This is a genomic window from Mesorhizobium sp. P2_H9, assembly GCF_056403215.1.
Genome location: NZ_JBFUFX010000012.1, coordinates 193,755 through 214,932, shown reverse-complemented (window position 1 = coordinate 214,932; position 21,178 = coordinate 193,755). Strand labels below are relative to the sequence as shown.

The 21,178-nt window shown below is 64.3% G+C and carries 20 protein-coding genes and 1 riboswitch; of the genes, 10 read left to right on the top strand and 10 right to left on the bottom strand.

Annotated features, from left to right (window positions below; genetic code table 11):
- The first annotated feature begins 266 nt into the window (after positions 1-266).
- A riboswitch (guanidine-I (ykkC/yxkD leader) is annotated at positions 267-382 on the top strand.
- Positions 383-482: 100 nt separating this feature from the next.
- The 8 genes from AC1DXN_RS23330 to rsgA all read left to right on the top strand — a co-directional run bounded on the left by AC1DXN_RS23330 (position 483) and on the right by rsgA (position 7,865).
- A complete protein-coding gene (locus AC1DXN_RS23330; protein WP_477271436.1) occupies positions 483-1,547 on the top strand; it encodes a putative urea ABC transporter substrate-binding protein in 1,065 nt (354 codons plus the stop codon).
- Between the two features lie 92 nt (positions 1,548-1,639).
- A complete protein-coding gene (locus tag AC1DXN_RS23325; protein ID WP_477271434.1) occupies positions 1,640-2,464 on the top strand; it encodes an ABC transporter permease in 825 nt (274 codons plus the stop codon).
- Positions 2,461-3,270 carry an ATP-binding cassette domain-containing protein gene (locus AC1DXN_RS23320; RefSeq protein ID WP_477271432.1) on the top strand — a complete coding sequence of 270 codons (810 nt, stop codon included), beginning with the start codon at positions 2,461-2,463 and terminating at the stop codon, positions 3,268-3,270. Before AC1DXN_RS23325 ends, AC1DXN_RS23320 begins: the two co-directional genes overlap by 4 nt.
- Positions 3,271-3,283: 13 nt before the next feature.
- Positions 3,284-4,492, top strand: a complete 1,209-nt coding sequence (locus tag AC1DXN_RS23315) for an agmatinase family protein (protein WP_477271430.1) — start codon at positions 3,284-3,286, stop codon at positions 4,490-4,492.
- Positions 4,493-4,494: 2 nt separating this feature from the next.
- Positions 4,495-5,034 (top strand): hypothetical protein, encoded by a 540-nt coding sequence (locus AC1DXN_RS23310; protein ID WP_477271427.1) that lies wholly within the window; start codon positions 4,495-4,497, stop codon positions 5,032-5,034.
- Positions 5,035-5,081: 47 nt separating this feature from the next.
- Positions 5,082-5,666: a HupE/UreJ family protein gene (locus AC1DXN_RS23305; protein WP_477271425.1), complete on the top strand. Its 585-nt coding sequence runs from the start codon at positions 5,082-5,084 to the stop codon at positions 5,664-5,666.
- Positions 5,667-5,866: 200 nt separating this feature from the next.
- Positions 5,867-6,637, top strand: coding sequence for an SDR family oxidoreductase (locus AC1DXN_RS23300; protein ID WP_477271423.1), 771 nt, complete (start codon positions 5,867-5,869; stop codon positions 6,635-6,637).
- A 220-nt stretch (positions 6,638-6,857) separates the two neighbouring features.
- On the top strand, positions 6,858-7,865 hold the full coding sequence (gene rsgA, locus AC1DXN_RS23295; RefSeq protein ID WP_477271421.1) for a ribosome small subunit-dependent GTPase A: 1,008 nt from the start codon (positions 6,858-6,860) through the stop codon (positions 7,863-7,865).
- 24 nt (positions 7,866-7,889) lie between these two features.
- Here rsgA and AC1DXN_RS23290 read toward each other — a convergent pair whose 3' ends face one another.
- Complete coding sequence (locus AC1DXN_RS23290) at positions 7,890-8,423, bottom strand: sterol desaturase family protein (protein ID WP_477271419.1); 534 nt, start codon at positions 8,421-8,423, stop codon at positions 7,890-7,892.
- A 193-nt stretch (positions 8,424-8,616) separates the two neighbouring features.
- On the opposite strand from AC1DXN_RS23290, the gene AC1DXN_RS23285 reads away from it, so the two are divergent.
- Together AC1DXN_RS23285 and AC1DXN_RS23280 are read left to right on the top strand one after the other, a co-directional pair.
- Positions 8,617-9,087, top strand: coding sequence for an NUDIX hydrolase (locus AC1DXN_RS23285; RefSeq protein ID WP_477271417.1), 471 nt, complete (start codon positions 8,617-8,619; stop codon positions 9,085-9,087).
- A 101-nt stretch (positions 9,088-9,188) separates the two neighbouring features.
- The gene (locus tag AC1DXN_RS23280; RefSeq protein ID WP_477271415.1) at positions 9,189-9,971 is read left to right on the top strand and encodes an SDR family oxidoreductase; all 783 of its coding nucleotides are present in this window, start codon (positions 9,189-9,191) and stop codon (positions 9,969-9,971) included.
- Between the two features lie 24 nt (positions 9,972-9,995).
- On the opposite strand, the gene AC1DXN_RS23275 is transcribed toward AC1DXN_RS23280, so the two are convergent.
- From AC1DXN_RS23275 to AC1DXN_RS23235, 9 genes are all read right to left on the bottom strand, one after another.
- The gene (locus AC1DXN_RS23275) at positions 9,996-10,436 is read right to left on the bottom strand and encodes a hypothetical protein (RefSeq protein WP_477271413.1); all 441 of its coding nucleotides are present in this window, start codon (positions 10,434-10,436) and stop codon (positions 9,996-9,998) included.
- Between the two features lie 195 nt (positions 10,437-10,631).
- Entirely contained in the window at positions 10,632-11,126 is a 495-nt protein-coding gene (locus AC1DXN_RS23270) for an invasion associated locus B family protein (RefSeq protein WP_477271411.1), read from the bottom strand.
- 115 nt (positions 11,127-11,241) lie between these two features.
- Complete coding sequence (locus AC1DXN_RS23265) at positions 11,242-11,688, bottom strand: DUF4189 domain-containing protein (protein ID WP_477271409.1); 447 nt, start codon at positions 11,686-11,688, stop codon at positions 11,242-11,244.
- A 78-nt stretch (positions 11,689-11,766) separates the two neighbouring features.
- On the bottom strand, positions 11,767-12,435 hold the full coding sequence (locus AC1DXN_RS23260) for a hypothetical protein (protein WP_477271407.1): 669 nt from the start codon (positions 12,433-12,435) through the stop codon (positions 11,767-11,769).
- 13 nt (positions 12,436-12,448) lie between these two features.
- Positions 12,449-13,024 (bottom strand): invasion associated locus B family protein, encoded by a 576-nt coding sequence (locus tag AC1DXN_RS23255; RefSeq protein WP_477271405.1) that lies wholly within the window; start codon positions 13,022-13,024, stop codon positions 12,449-12,451.
- Positions 13,025-13,031: 7 nt separating this feature from the next.
- On the bottom strand, positions 13,032-17,651 hold the full coding sequence (locus tag AC1DXN_RS23250; protein WP_477271403.1) for a YadA-like family protein: 4,620 nt from the start codon (positions 17,649-17,651) through the stop codon (positions 13,032-13,034).
- 192 nt (positions 17,652-17,843) lie between these two features.
- The gene (locus tag AC1DXN_RS23245) at positions 17,844-18,269 is read right to left on the bottom strand and encodes a helix-turn-helix transcriptional regulator (RefSeq protein ID WP_477271401.1); all 426 of its coding nucleotides are present in this window, start codon (positions 18,267-18,269) and stop codon (positions 17,844-17,846) included.
- Between the two features lie 237 nt (positions 18,270-18,506).
- On the bottom strand, positions 18,507-19,475 hold the full coding sequence (locus AC1DXN_RS23240) for a hypothetical protein (protein WP_477271399.1): 969 nt from the start codon (positions 19,473-19,475) through the stop codon (positions 18,507-18,509).
- Between the two features lie 106 nt (positions 19,476-19,581).
- The gene (locus AC1DXN_RS23235; RefSeq protein WP_477271397.1) at positions 19,582-21,075 is read right to left on the bottom strand and encodes a helicase HerA domain-containing protein; all 1,494 of its coding nucleotides are present in this window, start codon (positions 21,073-21,075) and stop codon (positions 19,582-19,584) included.
- Positions 21,076-21,178 lie beyond the last annotated feature (103 nt).

The following is a 21,178-nucleotide window of genomic DNA, read 5'->3' as shown; positions in this document are numbered from 1 at the left end:
CGCTTCGGGAAACCCCAATCCCAACCCCGCCCCCTGCGGCGCCGGCTATCTTCCTCCTCCTGCCCGGAAGACGACCTGGCGCGCTCCCTGGCTTGCTGCTCGCCGGCTGCCAAGCGGCCGCCCAGACCGTGCGCATCCGTTTGCCTAATCTGACGGCGCTGCGATGATTTTTGCGCCATCCGATGATGCGATTGCCTTCAGATCCGGGAGAAAACGGCCTCAGGCCGGTATTCCCGGACTGGCATGCCCCTTGCTTCGTTGTTGATGTGCAGAGCGTCTAGGGTTCCGGCCGTGTCGACCACGGCGCTGGTCCAAGAGACGCGACCGCCAGGGGTGCATTGAAGCATCCGGCGGAACACGGCGGGCCAAAATCCCGGGAGAACCCTGCACGGGTTTGCTGGCGCGAACCTCTCCCGGATGCGCGCTCCGTGAACCCCCAACAGACGTCCGGGCGCAATCCGGATCGCAAACAGGGGTACGCAATGCTTCGCAAGCTGGCCGCAATCATCCTCGCCGCAACACTCAGCCTTCCCTTCATCTCGGCCGCGCAAGCGGCGCCCAAGAAGGACTTCAAGATCTGCTGGTCGATCTATGTCGGCTGGATGCCCTGGGGTTTTCTCTCCGACAGCGGCATCATGAAGAAATGGGCCGACAAATACGGCATCAATGTCGAGATCACCCGCATCAACGACTATGTCGAAAGCATCAATCAGTACACCGCCGGCGGCTTTGACGGCTGCTCGATGACCAACATGGATGCGTTGTCGATCCCGGCTGGCGGCGGCGTCGATACCACCGCACTGATCGTCGGCGACTTCTCCAACGGCAACGACGCCGTCATCCTCAAGAACAAGTCGGCGCTCAAGGACATTGCCGGCCAGAAGGTCAATCTCGTCGAGCTCTCGGTCTCGCACTATCTGCTGGCGCGCGCGCTGGACACGGTCGGGCTGGCCGAGAAGGACATCACCGTGGTCAACACGTCCGACGCCGACATGGTCGCTGCTTATGGCACCGGCGACGTCACCTCCGTCGTCACCTGGAATCCGCTGGTCTCCGAAATTGCCGCCATGCCGGGCGCCCACAAAGTGTTCGATTCGACGCAGATTCCCGGCGAGATCATCGACATGATGGTCGTCAACACCGAAACGCTGAAGGACAATCCGGCTCTCGGCAAGGCGCTGGTCGGCGCCTGGTACGAAGCGATGGCGTTGATGACCTCCGGCACGCCCGAGGGCAAGGCGGCCAAGGAAGAGATGGCCAAGGCATCGGGTACGGATCTTGCCGGCTTCGACGCCCAGCTTGCATCGACGGCGATGTTCTTCGAGCCGGCCAAGGCGGTCGCATTCACCAACGGCACCGAACTGCCGAAGACGATGGATCTGGTCCGCAACTTCCTGTTCAGCCACGGCATTCTCGGCACCAATGCACCGAGCGTCGACGTGATCGGCATGAGCTTCCCCGACGGCTCGACGCTGGGCGACGCCAAGAACCTCAAATTGCGTTTCGATCCGGCCTACATGGCCCTGGCGGCGGCTGGAACGCTGTAGGGCGCGACATGCTGGCCAGAGGCACCGGCACCATGAACACTGTGCCCGAGACGGGGATTGACGTCGCGCCCCCGCCCCGGCGCAGGCCGAGGGTGCGGCTTCGCCTCATCAACGCGACGGTCTCGCGCGGCGGAGCCCTGCTGCTTGGGGCGCTGCCGTTTGCCGCCGTGGCGATCGCCTATCTCCTGGCTTCGGCGCAGAGACTGGCCGTCAATCCCAGCGACAAGCTGTTGCCCTCCCCGGCACAGATGTGGTCGGCCTTTTTCGACCTGGCGACGGTGCCGGACAAGCGTTCCGGCGACCTGATTCTATGGGCCGACACGTTTGCCAGTCTGATCAGGCTGTTCGCAGGCGTCGGTGTCGCCACGCTCGCCGCACTTTGCCTTGGCGTCGCCATCGGCTTTATCCCACGCGTCAGGGCCTTTCTGCTGCCCTTTGTCACCGTCGTCTGCGTGATCCCGCCACTGGCGCTGCTGCCGATCCTGTTCATCGCGCTCGGCCTCGGTGAAACCGCCAAGATCACCTTGATCGCCGTCGGCGTCGCACCGGTCATGGTGCGCGACATCGCCAACCGGGTGATGGAATTGCCGCCTGAACTCGTCGCCAAGGCGCAGACACTGGGTGGCAACAGCTGGACCATGGTGCTCCGGCTGGTGCTGCCGCAGGTCATGCCGCGCCTCATCACCTGCGTGCGGTTGGCACTGGGACCGGCATGGCTGTTCCTGATCGCGGCCGAAGCCATCGCCTCCACCGAGGGACTGGGCTACCGCATCTTCCTCGTTCGCCGCTATCTGTCGATGGACGTGATCCTGCCTTACGTCGCCTGGATCACCTTGCTTGCCGTCATCACCGACTGGCTGCTCGTCCGGCTCTCGCACCTCATCTCGCCCTGGGCGCATCCGGTGCAAAACAGATGAGCCGCATCGTCGTCCATGGGCTGGAGAAGAGCTACGGCGATGCCCGCGTGCTGGAGCGCGTCAATGTCACCGCCGAGGCCGGCGAGTTCCTGTCGCTGGTCGGCGCCAGCGGCTGCGGAAAATCGACCTTCCTGCGCATCCTGCTCGGCCAGGAACAGCAGAGCGGCGGTGTGGTCGTCGTCGGCGACCGGCCGATCGTGCCGGAACCGACGCCGCAACGCGGCATCGTCTTCCAGCGCTATTCAGTGTTTCCACATCTGACTGCCATGCAGAACCTGCTGCTGGTCGAGGACTTTCGCTCCGGCGGGCCGTTCGGCCGCGTCTTCGGCGCCAGGCGCAAAAGCGCCAGGCAACAGGCCGAAACCATGCTGGAGCGCGTCGGCCTCGCCCATGCGCGCGACCTCTATCCGGCTTCGCTCTCGGGCGGCATGCAGCAGCGGCTGGCGATCGCCCAGACCTTGCTCGGCCGGCCGCAGATCCTGCTGCTCGACGAGCCGTTCGGCGCGCTCGATCCCGGCATTCGCGTCGAGATGCACGAACTGCTGACCGAGCTGTGGACCGAGCACGGCATGACCGTCGTCATGGTTACCCACGATATCGGCGAGGCCTTCAAGCTCGGCACCCGCGTGCTCGTCTTCGACAAGGTCCGCCACGACCCCCAGTTCCCGTCCGCCTATGGCGCGACGATCACCTACGATCTGAAGCTCGACCGCAAGAACCGGGCTTCCGCACAAGACGTGGCCAAAGTGGCCGCGATGGTCGGGACGACCCGACTGGATAGCGCAATTGCGACGACGGCGTCGTGAAGGAGGTTTTTTGATGCACACAGACATCCCAGAACGCCGGCACCGCCGCGCCGGGCTCACCGATCGCCAGCCACGCCAGCGATTCCACCATCCGAACTTCGAAATCCGCGACATGCAGGGCTGGAAGTCGATCGAGGCGGAAGGCAAGCTGCCCGAGGACGGCTGGCGCAAGGAACAGAAATGGGCGCTGGACATGGGCCTGCCGGGATCGGATTCGATCATCGACAAGTCGATCCCGACATTCGCTCGCGGCGAGCTGCCGCATTTCGCCGGCATCAACACCTTCCTCAAGGCGCCCTATGTCGAGAATGTCCGCGATGTCGGCAGATATGACGCCGCCGTCATGGGCATTCCTTTCGACAGCGGCACCACCTACCGGCCCGGAACCCGCTTCGGACCGCAAGGCATGCGCCGCATCTCGGCGCTCTACACGCCGTACAATTACGAGCTCGGTGTCGACCTTCGCGAGCAGATGACCCTGTGCGACGCCGGCGACGTCTTCACCATCCCCGCCAATCTCGAAAAGAGCTTCGACCAGATCACCAAGGGCGTCAGCCATGTCGCCTCGTCCGGCGCGTTGCCGATCATGCTGGGCGGCGACCATTCGATCGGATTTCCGTGCGTGCGCGGCATTGCCGACGTGACCTCCAAACGCATCGGCATCATCCATTTCGACCGCCACATCGACATCCAGGAAAAGGATCTCGACGAGCGCATGCACACCACGCCCTGGTACTGGGCGACCAACCTGCCGAACGTCTCGGCCACCAATCTGGTGCAGCTCGGCATCGGCGGCTGGCAGGTGCCCCGCTACGGTGTCGCCGAGGCGAGGAAGCGCGGCACCAACGTGCTGACGATTTCCGACATCGAACAGATGGGGCTGGAGAAGGCGGCAGAGATCGCGCTCGAGCTCGCATGGAAGGACACCGACGCGGTCTACATCTCCTTCGATGTCGACAGCATCGATTGCGGTTTCGTGCCCGGCACGGGCTGGCCGGAGCCCGGCGGCTTCCTGCCTCGCGAAGCGCTGAAGCTGCTCGGGCTCGTCTCGGCGCCCGGCATCTGCGGACTGGAAGTGGTCGAGGTGTCGCCGCCCTACGACACGTCGGACATTACGGCGCTGTTTGGCGTGCGCGTTGTCGTCGAGGCGCTCGGCTCGATGGTCGCCCACGGCAATCTCGGCAAGCACAAATCCATCATCGACAAGCCGACGAGTTTTTGACCATGCACGACGATCATCATCACCACGGCCATGACCATGGCTACGGCCATCACCATGGGCCGAACGGTCACCATCATCATCCGCACTCGGTCGGCCATAACGGGCCGGCGGGCAAGCCGTTGCAATGGCAGACGCCGCACCTGCCGCACGACCACGCGCCCGAACCCGCCGACCCGAGGACGACGGATCTCGACCTCGTCGAGATCGCCTTTCTCGAAGGATTTTCACGGGCGCCCGATCCCTCCAGTTTCCTGCGCCTCGCCGGAATTCCCTTTGTCGGCGAAACCGCCGACGGCGTGCGGCTGCATCTTCTGCGCGTCGAGACGCAGGATATGGTCGATGTCGGCGCCGTCATGCCGCTGATCGGCGGTGCCGGCGTGACCTATCATCCGCTACCCGCGAAACTGACGTCGCGACGGCGGCGCCTGGCCTTCGTCTACCATGACGGCACCGGACAAAGGCCTCTCGATTTCGGTCAGGCGCGGCTTCTTGCCGACCGATCCGGTGCCGCGCAATTCGCCATGCCGGGATCCGGACAATGAGCCCCGGCTTCGAACCGATCACACCCCTTTCAAACAGGTCCAGACCGATGAACACAACGCTTTCCAGGCTTGCCCTGACCGTCACCGCAGTCCTCACGCCATCCCTGGCTTTCGCGCACAGCGGCGGCTTCCATGTCCACGGCTTTATGAGCGGCCTTGGACACCCGCTGGTCGGCATCGACCACCTGCTTGCCATGATGGCTGTCGGCATCGTCGCCGCCCGGACCGGCGGCAAAGCCATCGTCGTCGTGCCATCATGTTTTGTCGCGGCGATGATCACCGGCGCTTTGCTCGGCATCACCGGGATCGGTCTGCCGTCGCTGGAGTCCGGCATCGCTCTGTCGCTGGTGGTGTTTGGCGCCATAATGGCGCTTGCCAGACCCTTGCCTCTGGCCGTCGCCGCATCGCTGGCTGCCCTGTTCGGGCTCTTCCACGGCAATGCCCACGGCCTCGAGATTCCCGAGACGGCCAGCGGCATCGCCTACGCGGTTGGCTTCGTGGCCGCCACTTCGGCCCTGCACGCGACCGGTGCGCTGGCCGCCCTGACGCTTCGGCGCTGGCCGGGCGCCATCCGCACGGCAGGCATCGGCACCTCATTGGTCGGCGTCGCACTGGCGGCACAGATCATCTGAACGGGCAGAGACATCAGCGAGCAAAAGGAGGGGGAAGGCATGATCAAGCGACTGACCGTTTGGCAGCGCATTCGAAACATGCTGTACCAGATCCTGAAGATCCGGGCCGAGCGGCTCTGATCGCATCCGCCAGAGATCAAACCTGCGACCGGGTTCATGCCGGTCGCGGGCATTTCTGTGCACAATGAGGCTCGCCCGACATGAGCATTTTCGACCGATTTTCCTTGGCCGGACGCGTGGCGCTGATCACTGGAGGCGGGCGTGGGCTCGGCTTCGAGATCGCGCGTGCCTTTGCCGAGGCCGGCGCCCATGTGGTTGTCACCGGACGCACCGCTGCAACGCTCGACAGTGCCGTCGCCGCCATTGCCGAGGGCGGCGGCAGTGCACAGGCAGCGACCTTTGGAATGGCCGACATGCAGGCAGGCCGCGCCGTGATCGCCGATATCCGCAAGACCCACGGCCGGCTCGATATTCTCGTCAACAATGTCGGCGCCCGTGACAGGCGGCCGCTCGCCGCCTTCGGCGACGACGAGATTCTTGAACTGATCCGGACCGATCTCTTGTCGGCGATCTCTCTGTCCCGCGACGCGGCGGAAATCATGAAGGCGCAAGGTCATGGCCGGCTGATCGCCGTGACCTCGATCTCCGGCGAGATGGCGCGGTCCGGCGATGCCATCTATCCCGCCGCCAAGCAGGGGCTGACCGGCCTGATGCGCAGCATGGCCGTCGAGTATGGCGCACACGGGGTGACCAGCAACGCCATCGCACCGGGGATGTTCGCAACAGAAACCAACTCAGCGCTTGCCGAAAATCCCGATATGCTCGCCTTCGCCCGCCAGCGGGTCCCGCTGCAGCGCTGGGGACAGCCGCAGGAAATCGCCGGCGCCGCCCTCTTCCTTGCCAGCGACGCGGCTTCCTTCGTCAACGGCCATGTCCTGACCGTGGACGGCGGAATGTCGGTGCAGATGTGACGATCGCCGGGCGGCGACAACGCGCCCGATTCCTCCGGCCCTCAGCTCAACCGTCCAAACCCGGCCTTCTCCGCGAAATGCTTGCCAAACCCCGCCACGCCGCCCATAGAACGGCTCGGATCATCGCCTGATCCTCAGAGCTGTTGTCCGCGCTCATTTGCCAAGGATACTGTCCGATGTCTGCGACGCCCTGGTCAAAACCGTGACGGACCCCGCCTCAATGTCGCTTGCAAGCCTGGGCTGGACGGATTTTTTCGGCGACCAGCTTGAATCGCATGAGAAAAACCTCGTCCCGACGCGCATCGCCACGGTGCACCGTGACCGGCTGACCGGCCTGTCTCAGACAGGGTCAACGGATCTGACGCTGCCGGCCAATGCCAACACCGGCGACTACGCCGTCGGCGACTGGGTGCTTGTCGAGCGCCAAAACCATCTGCTGCACCGCCGGCTGACCCGCAAGACGGTGCTGGAGCGCCGCACCCAGGGTGGCAGGACCCCGCAGCTGGCGGCGGCCAATGTCGACACGCTGTTCATCGTCACCTCCTGCAATGCCGACTTCAACATCGCCCGGCTCGAGCGCTATCTGGCGCTGGCCAACGAGGCCGGAACGACGCCGGTGATCCTGCTGACCAAGGCCGATACGGCCGAAGACGCCGAGGTGTATCAAAAGCAGGCTACGGCACTTCAGCGCGGACTGGCCGTGGTGATGCTAAACCCTCGTACATCAGATGCCGCAACCGCTCTCGCCGCCTGGTGCGGCGCGGGGCAGACGGTGGCGCTGGTCGGCTCCTCCGGCGTCGGCAAATCGACGCTGGTCAACACGCTCGCCGGATCGGCGCAGCAATTGCCGCAACAGACCGCCGGCATTCGCGAACACGATGCCAAGGGACGCCACACCACCACCGCGCGATCACTGCACGCCATTGCCGGCGGCGGCTGGGTAATCGACACGCCGGGAATGCGCACGCTGCAGGTCAGCGACGTCGCCTATGGCATCGACACGCTGTTTGCCGAAATCACCGAGCTTGCCCCGCTGTGCAAGTTCCGCGACTGCACCCATGTCCACGAACCGGGCTGCGCGGTGCAGGCTGCGCTGAAGGCTGGAACGCTCGATCCGGAGCGCCTTGCCCGCTGGCGCAAACTGTCCGACGAAAACCAGCACAACACGCCGGTCCAAAGCGGGCCTCGTGGAGCCAAATCTCCCGGCGGTCGTGGAAAGCGGCGCTGACCGGCCGAGGCACGCCCGCAGGCTTCAGAGCTTAGCTGTACCGAATACCCTGTCCCAGAAGGCTGACGTCACGCCGAAATTGACCGTCTCGTCGACATGGTGATGCACGGCATGGCGGCGCTTGAGCGTGTAGAGATAGCTCGGATGGGTGGGGTGCCAGTGATGAATGATGTGGTGGGTGCTGATGTACCAGAGGTACCCCAGCATCAGCCCGCAGCTTACAGCGCTTGCCGTTGCGAAACCTGACACCATCCATACCGGGAAAAACACGATCAGCGCATGCACCCCGAGGCTGAGCCAGGTCGGCGTGCCCACGGAACTGCGCTCTTCGACATGGTGACGATCATGCAAATCCCTGATGTAGGGAATGTGGTGCAGGACGAACCTGTGCAGGAGATATTCGGTCAGCGTCCACAGACACAGACAGGCGATGACCGTGGCTATCCAGCCCGGCGCATTGTTCTCGCCGGCCTCACGCAGCCCGGCCACCGCCAGCAAGGCGATCACCAGCGGATAGACAACGAAGTCGCTATAGTAGCCGATAAGACCCAGTTGCATTGAGGACGCCCCGGCTAGTCTTTGGCACCGTAGATTCGCGGCTGCATCCAGTTTGCCTGTTCTCGGGTGGGGAGCAATGCTGGTGCACCTGACATAACGTCGCAATTGATCGGCACAAGGTCTGCATCCTGGGTTCGGTGACAATCCTCAGGGGCTGCCCTTTGGGACCAGCTTGGCAAATGAGAGTATCAAAATGGTAAAACGCAGTGCGGGATTGCTGATCTACCGTCGGGCCGATGACGACCTTCGGGTGCTGCTGGTTCATCCCGGTGGACCGTTCTGGGTGAAGAAGGACGATGGCGCCTGGTCGATACCGAAGGGCCTTGTCGGCGAGAACGAGGACGAGTTGACGGCAGCGCAACGTGAGACCGAGGAAGAACTCGGCCTCAAGGTCGAAGGCCCCTTCGCGCGCCTTGGCGACTACAGGCAACCAGGCGGCAAGATCGTCATCGCCTGGTCGGTCGAGGCGCTGACCGAGATTGATGTCACCACCATCAGGAGCAACAGCTTCACCATGGAATGGCCGCCACGGTCTGGCTCGATGAAAGAGTTTCCGGAGGTCGACAGAGCGGGCTGGTTCAGCCTGGCCGAGGCCGAGGTCAAGATCCTGGTGGGGCAGCGCCCGATGCTGTCGGATTTGGCAAAGCAGTTGGGCGTCGAGTGATCTCCCCCCTCGGGGCCGCCCACCGAGAACCGCCGCTGGCGCAATTGACTACCGGCAGTTGTCATTCGATATCTGGGAAAATAGAAACTCCGGGAGGAGGAATGGAGGTTCGGCTCGACAACAAGGTGGTGCTGGTCACCGGCGCCACGCAAGGCATTGGCCGCGCGATAGCGGAAACGCTTGCGCATAGCGGCGCCGGCGGCCTGCTGATTTCTGGCCGCGAACCAACGCGCGGCAACGCGGTGGCGGCTGAGCTTTCACAGATCGGCACGCCAGCTATTTTCGTCGCCGCTGACCTGGCGGACCCTGAGGCACCAGCGCTGCTGGCGGCGGAATGCGTGAGCCGCTTCGGCCGCATCGACGGGCTGGTCAACGCCGCGGGCCTGACCGACCGTGCTTCCTTCGTCGATGCCAGTCTCGACGACTGGGCGTCGCTCTTTGCCGTCAACGCGCGCGCGCCGTTCTTCCTGATGCAGGCGGCCATCGCCGACATGATCAAGCGCGGCCAGGGCGGCGCCATCGTCAACATCCTGTCGATCAACGCCCATTGCGGCTCCCCCGAACTCGCCGTCTACTCCGCCACGAAGGGCGCACTGGCGACGCTGACCAAAAATGCGGCTAATGCCCATCGCTTCGACCGCATCCGCGTCAACGGCATCAATGTCGGCTGGACCGACACGCCGGGCGAACGCATCATGCAAGCAGAAACGCTGGGCAACGGTCCAGGCTGGCTCGATGCGGCCAACGCCGCGCAGCCTTTCGGCCGGCTGCTGACGCCAAACGACATCGCCAACCTCGCCGTCTTCCTGCTTTCCGACGCAGCCGGGCCGATGACCGGCGCCGTGATCGACCAGGAGCAGTCGGTGATCGGGGCGAATCGGTGAACGCCCTCTAGATCGGCCTAGCCCTTACTTCAACGAAATCGCCATGCCGCTGAGATCGGCGTTGACCTGCAGGCCAACCTGCCTGCCCGTGAGTTCGAGTTGGGCGCCCCTGTCATTGGTCATGACGATCACCTGGGCGCCCTTGCCGAGCGCGCCGCCACCGCCCGCCGCCCCGTAAACCCCGGTCGCATCCCGGACCCTGCTGATATGGCGCACGGTGCCCCGGAAATAGGTCTTGGAAACCCCAAAGGCGAAGCCGCCCGAGACGGCGCCGACCGAGATGGGATAGGTACGGCCATGGAAGGTCAGCGTGCCCTCGCCTCCAGAGCCCCCGATGAAGAAGGCCGCCTTGTAGACAGCAAAGCGGATCGTGCCGCTGTCGGCATGCGCAGCACTTGCAGCGCTGACAGCACCTGCTGCGATGACGGCAACCGCGAGCGAACGAAAGCTGGACGAAATGTTCATGATGAGAGCTCCACAAGATCGCCGCTTACCCAACAGGCAGGGCTCGTCGGCGTCGAATCTAACTTGAACAATCTCGCCCGTGGTTTGGTTCCAGACTGGCTGCGGGAAGACCGCTGCGCAAGGCGGCTATCGTTCGGGCTGATCGTCCTGTTTGTGACTTGTAGATTGCGTGGGAGCGGTAGGGGAATTCAACCTTTAGCGAGCGCTGAGGGCCGCAACGCGATCGAGGGCAGCACCAAGGCCTTTCAGCGACACCGGAAAGCTCAGTTTGGTTTCGGCCGCGGTGGTGACGTTGAGGTTCAGCACGGCGCCGGCCTTCAGTTTCTGCATCAGCGCCCGGTCGATCGGAAACAGCGCCACGCAGCCATCGGGCAGGCAGGTGCGGAATTTCAACAGACCAAGAGCCGGCTGGTCGTCAATCTGCACCGCAACGCCCGGCTCGAACAGGATGCCGAAAGGCAAGAGCAGCGTTCCGGAGAGGCCGCCATTGCCACGCGGGCGCAGTTCCACCGCCAGCAGCCTCTGGCCGTTCTTCTGCGACTGGTCCTGCGAGACCGCACAGGCCGGGGCGTTGTCCTGGATGGTGCAGGCCAGGCGCCAGTCCTGATAGGTTTCCTGGAGGGATGATGCGCCGTTGGGCAGCGTGGCCGCCAGCTGCTGCGCAGCGGCAGTCGATATCCACGAAGCCATGACCGCCGCGCAGACAGCGACAGCCCTCAAAAAAGGTCTAGAATCGAGCAATGATTGCGACTTTCTCTTCCGGGTTCGGCGCTAGTCGGACAGGCAGCGCTTAATATGGAGGCTGTTATGTACAGACCCACTCGCGGATCTTGCATTTGTCCCCTCCCGCCTCGCAGGACTGCAAAGCGAGGTCCTCGGCTTCCCGGCGGGTCTCGGCCGAATTCACGCCCCAGGGCGTGAGACGGTTCTCGGCTTTGTCGGCCACGGCGAGCGCACCGCAATGCTTGTAGGGAAAGCCGGTGTTGTCATCGTCATCCCAATGGCGATGGTTGCGGAAGACGGCGACGACGTTGCAGGCTTTTCCGCCCGCATTCTCGCAATGTTTCTGCGCGATGTCCTTCGCCTCCTGCCGCTTGTCGGCGCCCCAGAAGAAACCGTATTTGACGTCGGGACTGGAATAGGCGATCGCCGCCCAGATGCCTTTTTCCTCCTGAGGTGGCAGAGCGGGTGGCTCCGGCGGTGCTTCCACCAGATCAGCCGAGATGACTTGCCCGGTCCAGAGCAAGGCCATTCCAAGAACAGCAACCCAGGGTCCCCATCTCATCGTCAGCAATCCTCTCCAGGAATTGTCGCCATCAGCTTCGCGTCCTTATTTCGCCGCCGACGCAACCGAAATCACCACGCAGCTGTTGCCCGTCGGCAGGAGAAGGGCTTCGCCCGCACCCCCGCCAAGCTCGTAGACTTCGACCTGTCCAAGGTGGTCGGTGATCTTGCTGCCCTGCGGAAGAATGGATGGGATGTCGGCGCACGAGCTGGTAAACGGCGCCACCCGCACCATCGCGCCCTCGCAACCCGAAGCGGTGGGCGATGCGAAGACGACGCCGGCGGCCGGCCCGCTATAGCGTTCCGTCGCATAGTCCATGCCGACAAAGGCCTGAACGGCATGCTTGTCGGCAGCCTGATCGTTCCACAGCGATTTGACGCTGTATTTCGTACCGGTCGTCAAAATCTGTCCGAGCACCGGAAAGACCGTCGAACAGGCCTGCACGCCGGCCTGCTTGACGTGTTGGAGGAAGGGCGTGTCCGGAAGCGCGGGAGCGGTTGTCTCGGCCTGTGCAGCCGTCGCGCTGCCGACCAGATTGGCGATCGCGGCATAGTTCCCGGCGGCGAAGCCAAGCCCTGCCACCGCCAGTACCAACAACGAAAATCCGACGACGCGAGGCCACCGCCGCCGCGCCGGCTCGACAAGCCTCTGCCGATCCGCTTCGACGGTCGGGCTGCCGCGTTTTGCGGACAAGAACTGGTCCTGCTGGCTCATGATGCTGCCCCTGCTATTTGACTGGCTGAAGGGCATCCGACAGCCCCTTCAGCGTTGCGGTCACGGTGATCGTCTGACCGTCGACGGTCGAGTAGGAGATCGCCGGCGACGCATTTTGCGAAATCTGCTGGCGCATGACGGGCCCGACCGGCAGCATGCCGACGCAGACCGTCTCATTGCAGCCGTTCAGGTGGACGTCGATCGACTGGTCCCGCCCATCGAACTTCAGCGACACCAGGCCGTCGCTCCTGGCGTTCGGCGCAGTGCGGACGATCATGTACGGCTTGCCGTCCTGCGTGGCGGCGAGCGACCAGCTGAAGGCCATCTTGCCCGAGGAATCCTCGATCACCTGCGAGACATTGCAGATCTTCTTGCGCGCTTTGAGGTTCTCGTCGCAGATCAGTGTCCAGTTCTCGAAGGGACGAATGGTGCGCTGGTAGTCACCCAGCTTCACCTCGGGGGGCACCACCACGTCCGAGGGCTTGATCCTGTATAGCGAGGCAACCTGACCGACAGCCGGCACGAGGCCGCCGGCCAGAGCCAGGCAAGTCAGTGCGGCCAGGCGGGCGTGTCTGGTTTGCAGTTTCATCCCCGCCTCAGTTCAAGGTGAAGCTGATGCCGGCGCCGACACCGACATGTCCGCCCGCGGCCGTGCCCGACACATTGCCGCGGATGCGGCCGTCTTCGCTGGTGTAGCCGGCGCCAAAGGCGAACGCGCCCGCGTCCCGCCAGAGGCCGCCACCCGCCGCGACGCTCAATTTTCCGGGACGGTCGTCGTAGCGGAGCGAGGCGGCGGCGAGCCCGATTGCGGCCGCCTGCCGGGCTTCGTCGCGAATGCCGTTGACGTCCAGATTGAGCTGGCTGAGCTTCTGGTCGGTGTAGTCATTGGCCTGTTGCAAGGTCGTGACGGCCACCTGGTCGGTGTAGGTGTTGGCCGTCGTGATGGCAGAGGCCACGCGGTTGTCGGTATAGGACGTGCCCGCAGCCAGGCCCTGGTTCAACTGGTTGACGTTGACCGCGTCGGTGCCGGCAACACCGGGCCCGACATTCGAGATGACCACCGGCGCGTTGACGTCGCCGCCCTGCAGCGTGATGCTGTTCTTCTTGCTGCCATCCGGATTGGTGTCATAGACCACCGCATTCTGGGTGAGATTCCCGACGCCGGCTTTCAGATCCTCGATCGCCGTGTTGGTGGCGAAGAGCTGGGAACCGTTTACCGCATCGGTGCTGCCTGCGTTGACCTGTCCGGCGGCGACATTGGTGATCGTGCGCTCGGCGCCGGCACCGCCGACGCTGACGGTGCCGATCGGAGTGGTGCCGGCGAAGGCGTAAGTCTTGCCGTTGATGACGGTGCTGGACGTGCCGACGGCGGTCTGCGTCGCCGAGCCGGATCCCAACGCCACATCATTGGCATTGTTTGCCTGGGCACCCTGGCCGAGCGCCACCGCGCCTTGCCCCGTGGCTGTCGAGCCATTGCCGGCGGCAAGGCTGTTGGTGCCGCTGGCCACGCTGGCCGGCCCGATCGCAACGCTGTCGGTGCCACTGGCGACGGAATCGGCCAGCGTCGAATTGGCGTGGAAATACTTGATGCCGCCGCCATTGGTGATGCTGGTCAGGGCATTGTCGACGGCCGTGAAGCCGTCGAAGACGGTCGAGTAATTGTTGCCCTGGATGGTGTAGGTTGGTCCGGCGATCGAGCCGTCGGGATTGACCGTGGTGCCGCCGCCGAACAGGTTGGCGATGTTTTGCGATACGCCCTTAAGCTGCGAGACGTTGACGGCGTCGGTATCGGCGGAGCCCGCCGCGACATTGGTGAGCTTGCGTTCGGCACCGGCGGCGCCGATCGACACTTCGCCGGCCGAGGTTTGCGCGCCGGTGAGCGCAAAGGCCGTGTAGTTCGCCTGCGCACCGACAGTCGTGATGGATTGCGCCCCCAGCGCGACGCTGTTGGCGAACGTGCTTTGGGCGCCGGCGCCGAGCGCCACCGACTGGATGCCGGAGGCGGTCGAATTGGTGCCGAGCGCGAGACCGTCGGCCAGCATGACATGAGCGTTCTGGCCGATGGCCGTGCCGCCGGGCGCGGTCTGGTCGACGATCGCGCCATTGCCGATACCGATGCCATTGTCACCGTTGACGACCGTCGTCGGACCGACCGCGACCGACTCGGCGCCGACGGCGAGCGAGTCGCCGGCCGCCGAATTGGCATGGAAATACTTGGTCGACGTCACTGAGACGGAGGCGATCGCCCCTTGCAGCTGGCGCAACGTCACCGCGTCCTGTGCCTGGGTGCCGTCCGCGACATTGGTGATCTGCCGGTAGGACGTGGCCGTACCGACCGAAACGGCGCCGAGCAGCGTCTTGTCGGTAGTGTTGAACTGGATGAAGTTGGCAGGACCGGCCGCAATCTGGCCGGTGGCGGGCGCAACGGCCCGGTCGGACACGGAACCCGAACCAAGTGCCACGCTGCCGTCGATGCTGGCCAGCGTGCCGCGGCCGAGCGCCAGCCCGCTGACGCCGGTCGCGGTTGCCTGGTAGCCGACGGCCGTGGAACCAATCCCTTGCGCGAAGGAATCGGTCTGCGCCAGTCCGGCCTCGTTGGTGCGGGCGTAGCGGATGCCCACGCCATTGGCGTCGGTATAGGCGGTCGAGGTGTCGCCGGCGATGTTGTTGAGCGTAGCGCCGAGATTGGTCACGCCACTGCCGATGTTGGCAATTGCGGTGGTGTTGGCGGCGATGTCAGTCGTGTTCTGGGTCACCTGCTGGTTGGTGGCGAAGAGCTGCGAGCCGTTGACCGCATCGGTCGAACCTCCGCTCAACTGTCCGGCGGCGACATTCTGGATCTGGCGTTCGGCTCCAGCCGACCCGACCGAGAAGGCGCCGGCCGGCGGCGCGCCCGCGAAGGTGTAATTCACACCGCCGATCGTCGTGCCGCCGACCGCGGTGGTCGCGCCGGACGTCGAATTCAAACCGATCGCCACATCGCCGGCATTGTTGGCCACCGCATTCGGACCGACGGCGACGGAATTGGTGCCAAGCGCCTGGGAGTCCGCCAGCGTCGAGTTGGCATGGAAATACTTGATGCCAACCCCGCCATTGATGTTGGTGATCGAGTTGCCGAGATTGGTGATGTCGGCGGTGTTGGCGGCGATGTCAGTCGTGTTCTGGGTGACCTGCTGATTGGTGGCGAAGAGCTGCGAGCCGTTGACCGCATCGGTCGAACCTCCGCTCAACTTCCCGGCGGCGACGTTCTGGATTTGACGTTCCGCTCCAGCCGACCCGACAGAGAAGGCGCCGGCCGGGGTGGTGCCGGCAAAGGTATAATTCACGCCACCAATCGTTGTTCCACCGACCGCGGTGGTTGCTCCTGACGCCGAATTCAGGCCGATCGCCACATCGCCGGCATTGTTGGCCACGGCGTTGGGTCCAACCGCGACGGAATTCGTTCCAAGCGCCTGGGAATCCGCCAGCGTCGAGTTGGCGTGGAAATACTTGATGCCGCCACCGGTGTTGATGTTGTTGAGCGTGGTGCCGATGGCGTTGACGGCCTGGTTGGTGGCGAACAACTGCGACCCGTTGACCGCATCGGTCGAGAGCGCGCTGATGCGCCCTGCCGCCAGATTGGTGAGCGTGCGTTCCGCACCGGGCGCACCGATGCTGACCGTCGAGGTCGGCGTGGTACCCTGGAAGGCGTAGGTTGTGCCGTCGATCACCGCACTGGCGGTGCCGACCGCCGTGGCGGTCACCGAGCCCGAGCCCAACGCCACGTCGCCGGAACTCGCCGCCGCCGTCGCGCCATTGCCGAGTGCAACATTGCCGGCGAGGCCGGCAGCGCCTGCGGTGGAGCCATTGCCCAGCGCCACGGAGCCTTGCCCGATCGCCTTGTTGTTGTTGCCGACGGCGACGGCGCCGGCGGCCTGGTTGGCGGCGGTGGCGGTTGCCGTGCCGTCACTGTTGGCGATGTTGTTGGCGCCGCCGGTGAAGGCACCGGTGCCGCTGGCATAGCTCGGGTCGCCTATGGCGACCGCGCCGTCGCCGTAAGCTGTGTTGCCCGAGCCGATCGAGACCGACTTGCCGCCGGTTGCCACCGCATTGGTGCCCATGGCGACCGCCTCGGCCGAATCCGCCTTGGCGTTGTTGCCCACGGCGATGGCGCTCGTCGCGCTGGCGGCGGAGAGGGGCCCCAGCGCGATCGCATTCGCGGCGCCGGCATTCGCTCCGACGCCGAGAGCGGTCGCTTGAACGCCGGACGCAACCGTGTTCTGGCCGATCGCGGTGCTGGACGTCGCTGAGGCATTGGAGTTGGCGCCGACGGCGGTGCTGTATTGGCCCGAGGCCTTGGATATGTACCCCATTGCCGTTGCGTCAAGCGCCGACGCGACCGCCTCACGTCCTAGGGCGGTGGAATCGGCACCGCTGGCGACAGATCCCCAGCCTGCGGCTGTCGCATAGTTGTTGCTGGCTGTGGAACTGGTGCCGAGGGCGGTGGAGTTTCCGCCAGAAGCAACGGAGAAAGTGCCCAAGGCGTTGGCGCCAGCCCCGGTGGCGCTGGCCTGAACGCCAAGTGCGACCGAATTGACGCCGCTTGAGACTGTGCCTTGGCCCAACGCCATCGCGCCGCCAGCGCCTGTGGCTTTCGCGTTCAGGCCGAGAGCCACCGAGTATTGTGCCGACGCAACGGATTGGGTCCCTATCCCAATGGCGTTGACCTGAGATGCGTTCACATCCGTGCCGATGCCGATGGCGCCCTGAGCCGTTGCACCTGTTCCTGCCACGGTGCGCGCGCCAAGATAGATGGAGTTTATCTGCGACGCGATCGACTGGAAGCCGATCGCGATGGCATTCTGGTTGCCCGCATTGGCATTGGTGCCCTCGGCTATTGAATCGGCTCCGTTTTGCACGGCTCCGGATCCAAACGCGATACCGCGCACTCCGTTTGCCGTGCCGCCGCCGCCGAAAACCTGTGCTGTCGCGGGCGTGGCGATGCCCGTCAATCCGATCGTAACAGCAGCCGCGGCCAGAGTTCCGCCATTGCCGAGCATGCCGAGCCCATATCCCTTGCGGCGCATGCCGAGCACGCGGTGAGCCATGCGCAGGACCGCCATCAGGCGACGGCGCAGCGAGCGGGAGCCGCGGTCGCCGCCGGCGATCCAGTGCCCGGCGAAATTCACCGGGCGACGCTGAACAAGGGAGACACTCGAAATGCGGTTGTCGGTCATGGTCCTTCTCCGCTGGCCGGCACGAAATGTCTGACAATTCCAACTCACGTCAGAGAGACATGATTCCGCAATGCCGTATTTCACGAAATTGCTGTCTCGCGAGAAAAGCGCGAAGCAAATCGTCGGGAGTTAACGGTTTCTTACTTTAGCTGCGGCTTCTATGAGCGGCAGGTAAACAATATTGCGATTGATTTATCGTTTAACATTTGTACGAATATTCATAATTAATCGCGCTTGTAATGGAGTTACTTCGCGATACTTCTTCATCACTGTGGTAAAATGGCTCTGGCTTGAAAAACCGCTCAAATGGGCGATGTCGGCGATCGTCATGCGGTCATCGGCAAGCAGTCCTTCGGCGAAGTCCAGCCGCAGATCGAGTACGTACTGATGCGGCGACGTCCCGAACGTCTTCGCGAAAGCCCGCACAAAATGATAGGGCGAAAGGCCGCAAATCGCAGCCATCTCGGCAATCGCAAGCTTGCGTGAAAAGTTCTCGTTCAGGAACGCCTGCACCTTGCGCGCACTGCGGACGGTAAGCCCACCTTTTACGCTCGACGGCGGCTGTCGCACCGCTTTGGTCCCGGAAATCCATCCCAGGGAATCGTCGTTTCGCCGCATTCGGCCTCCTGATTCCCCCCACGGAAATCAACCTTAGAGCTGCCCCTGCGTTCACGAAAAAAACAATCCGTGATTGATCAAACCGGACTTGTTTTGCCAGTGCGATTCGTTGGGCAACTCGGCCAGATGGCGAATGAGCCAAACCACGATTTCAACGGATGGTATTTCAAGAAATTGCGGCGTTAGAAAAGCTGGAGCAGATCGGCTGGCTGTCAACGCCGCCGAACGGCTCCCCGATCACGGCCCCGTGCAGATCGGCAACGGCTGCGGCGGCGCTGGCGGATGGTCCTTCTTGTACTGGGCGATGATCGGCTCGAGGGTTTTTCGCGGCCAGAATTTCGGCGCGCCGATTTCCTTCAGGCAGGATGCGTTCCAATAGGCGCCTGACTTCGCCGCGCCGATATCGCGCGATTCCGGGTAGATGTAGAGCGTCGTCGGGTTGTTCTTCACCATCGCGATCATCTGCTCGGCATCCGCCGGTGACCAGCTGGTGCAGCCATTGCTGCGGCCGCCGGCGTAGTCCACCAGCTTGCCGTAGGGCACGAAACCGTCATGGTCAGCGTACGAACTGTTGGTTTTTTTGCGCAGACACATTCCCTTGAGCAAGCGGGCCGCATGGCCGCCGATCACCCGCTGCCTGGCGTTGCCGGCTTCGCCTTCGCCGTCGAACTGGATGAAGGTGCGCAGCAACATCGCATCCTTTTTGGCGCCGGTGCGGTAGTAGCCCTTGAACGAGGTTTTCGCCTCGCTGGTCATATAGGCGCCGCCGGCCGTCAATGACGAGTCCAGCGCATTGCCGAAGTTTTTCGCGCAGCGCTTTCCGTTCGAGAAATCGACGACGCCTTTCAGATTGCGGCCGCCGCCGTGACCCGACGAAATCGCCCGAAACGACTGGCTGGCTTCACAGATGACGTAGTAGCGGCGCCCCAGAACGCTGTTGCCGAGATCGCCTGGGCGCGTCGCGTCCATGGCGAAATAGCAGGGATTCCTGACCGCGCCCTGGCTCACCTTTTTCAGGTAAAGCGCGCGTGCCCGGTCCAGCACCACTTGTGCGATCTGGCCTTCGCCTACGCCGACATGCGCCTGCAGCCAGGCGGGAACTGCAGATGGCGCGGCAAAGGACCGGGCCGACAGCGTCAAGGCAATGGCGACCACAGCCAAGCCGAGGAGACTGGCGACAGCCAGGGGAACAGATCTCAACCGCACCGGAGCAACCCTCCTGCCCAAACCGCTCTGCGATCCCTTCGGTGTTACCGCGAATCGATCATAAATGCCTTCGCGCCAATCGGCGATGAACATCTTCTTGAGCGCATCACACCGCCAACTGCCCCGCCTCCTCGGCATTGGGGTCGCCAGGTGCCGTTGCCCAGGCGAGTTCGACCAGCGTCACGGTGCGCCGGCCGAGGCCGTCAAGCTGGCAGACGATCAGGCCCTGCTCCTCGATATAGGTCAGCAGGCGCCGGGCGCGGCGCAGCGAGTGGGAGCCATAGGCGCGGGCAATCGCGGCATCGCTCGGGCAGGGCCAGCCCTCCTTCGCCGCACGCGCGATCATCATGAACACGCCTTGCATATCCTCGGGCAGCAGCGAGGCGCGCACCGAGACATCCTGCCAGGCATCGTCGCCGGCCATATCGGAGCCGAGCCCGGCGCGGGCGCGCGTGAGCATGCGGCGGAACTCCGGCAGCGCCGGCACGACCGAGGCGAGGCCTTCGATCCGGCAACGGACCACGAACTCCTGGTAAAGCACGCCGAGCACTCGAAACCCTGCGTCGGGTTCCGCCAGCACGGCGCGCAAAACACGGTCCATTCGTTCCCGCCGCTCCGCCAGATCCTCGGCGCTGATCGGCGCCTCCACCACTTCGGGACGGATTTCCCGCGTCGCCGATTTCGCCGCCATCAGCTGATCGAGCAGATCCGGCGACGAACGGCGCTGCGGCCGGACAGTTTCCGGCGGCGGCGCTGCCAGGATGATGGCGCGGGCGTCCTCCAGCGCTGCTTCCGGCATCGCCATCAGCCGCGGGGTGCCATTGCGCGGGTGGGTATCGGTCGGACCGATGCGCAAGCCGAGCGGACGGCGCGACAGCGCCGGGCCGAGCGCCATGAAATGCCCGCGCTCCAAATCGCGAAACGCCTCCGCCTGCCGCCGTTCCATGCCGAGAAGGTCGGCGGCGCGCGCCATGTCGATATCCAGAAAGGTTCGGCCCATGAGGAAGTTGGACGCCTCGGCGGCGACGTTCTTGGCCAGCTTGGCCAGCCGCTGGGTGGCGATGATGCCGGCAAGCCCGCGTTTGCGCCCACGGCACATCAAATTGGTCATGGCGCCGAGCGAAAGTTTGCGCGCTTCGTCGGAAACCTCGCCGGCGACCGCCGGCGCAAACAATTGCGCCTCGTCCACCACCACCAGCATCGGGTACCAGTGGTCGCGCGCGACTTCGAACAGCCCACCAAGGAAGGCGGCGGCGCGCCGCATCTGGTTCTCGGCGTCGAGCCCTTCAAGGTTGAGCACCGTGGAGACGCGATGCATGCGCGCGCGCTCGCCGGCGCTCTGCAAGCCGCGCTCGGTATGGTCCTCGGCATTGATCAGCAAATGGCCGAAACGGTCGCACAGCGCGACAAAATCGCCTTCAGGATCGATGATGGTCTGCTGCACCCAGGGCGCGCTCTGCTCCAGCAGCCGGCGCAAAAGATGCGATTTGCCGGAGCCGGAATTGCCCTGCACCAAAAGGCGGGTCGCCAGCAGCTCCTCAAGGTCCAGGGTCGCCGGGGCGCCGGCGCTCGTCTGTCCCATCTCGATCGCAACGGTCATGGTCGACTCTCCTTGGGGAGAGGGCTTATCAACCTGACCGCGGCCCGTCGAGCGGGCGATCACCGGCCGCCCGGTGTTCCACACCTATGCTGCCAAAGCGCCA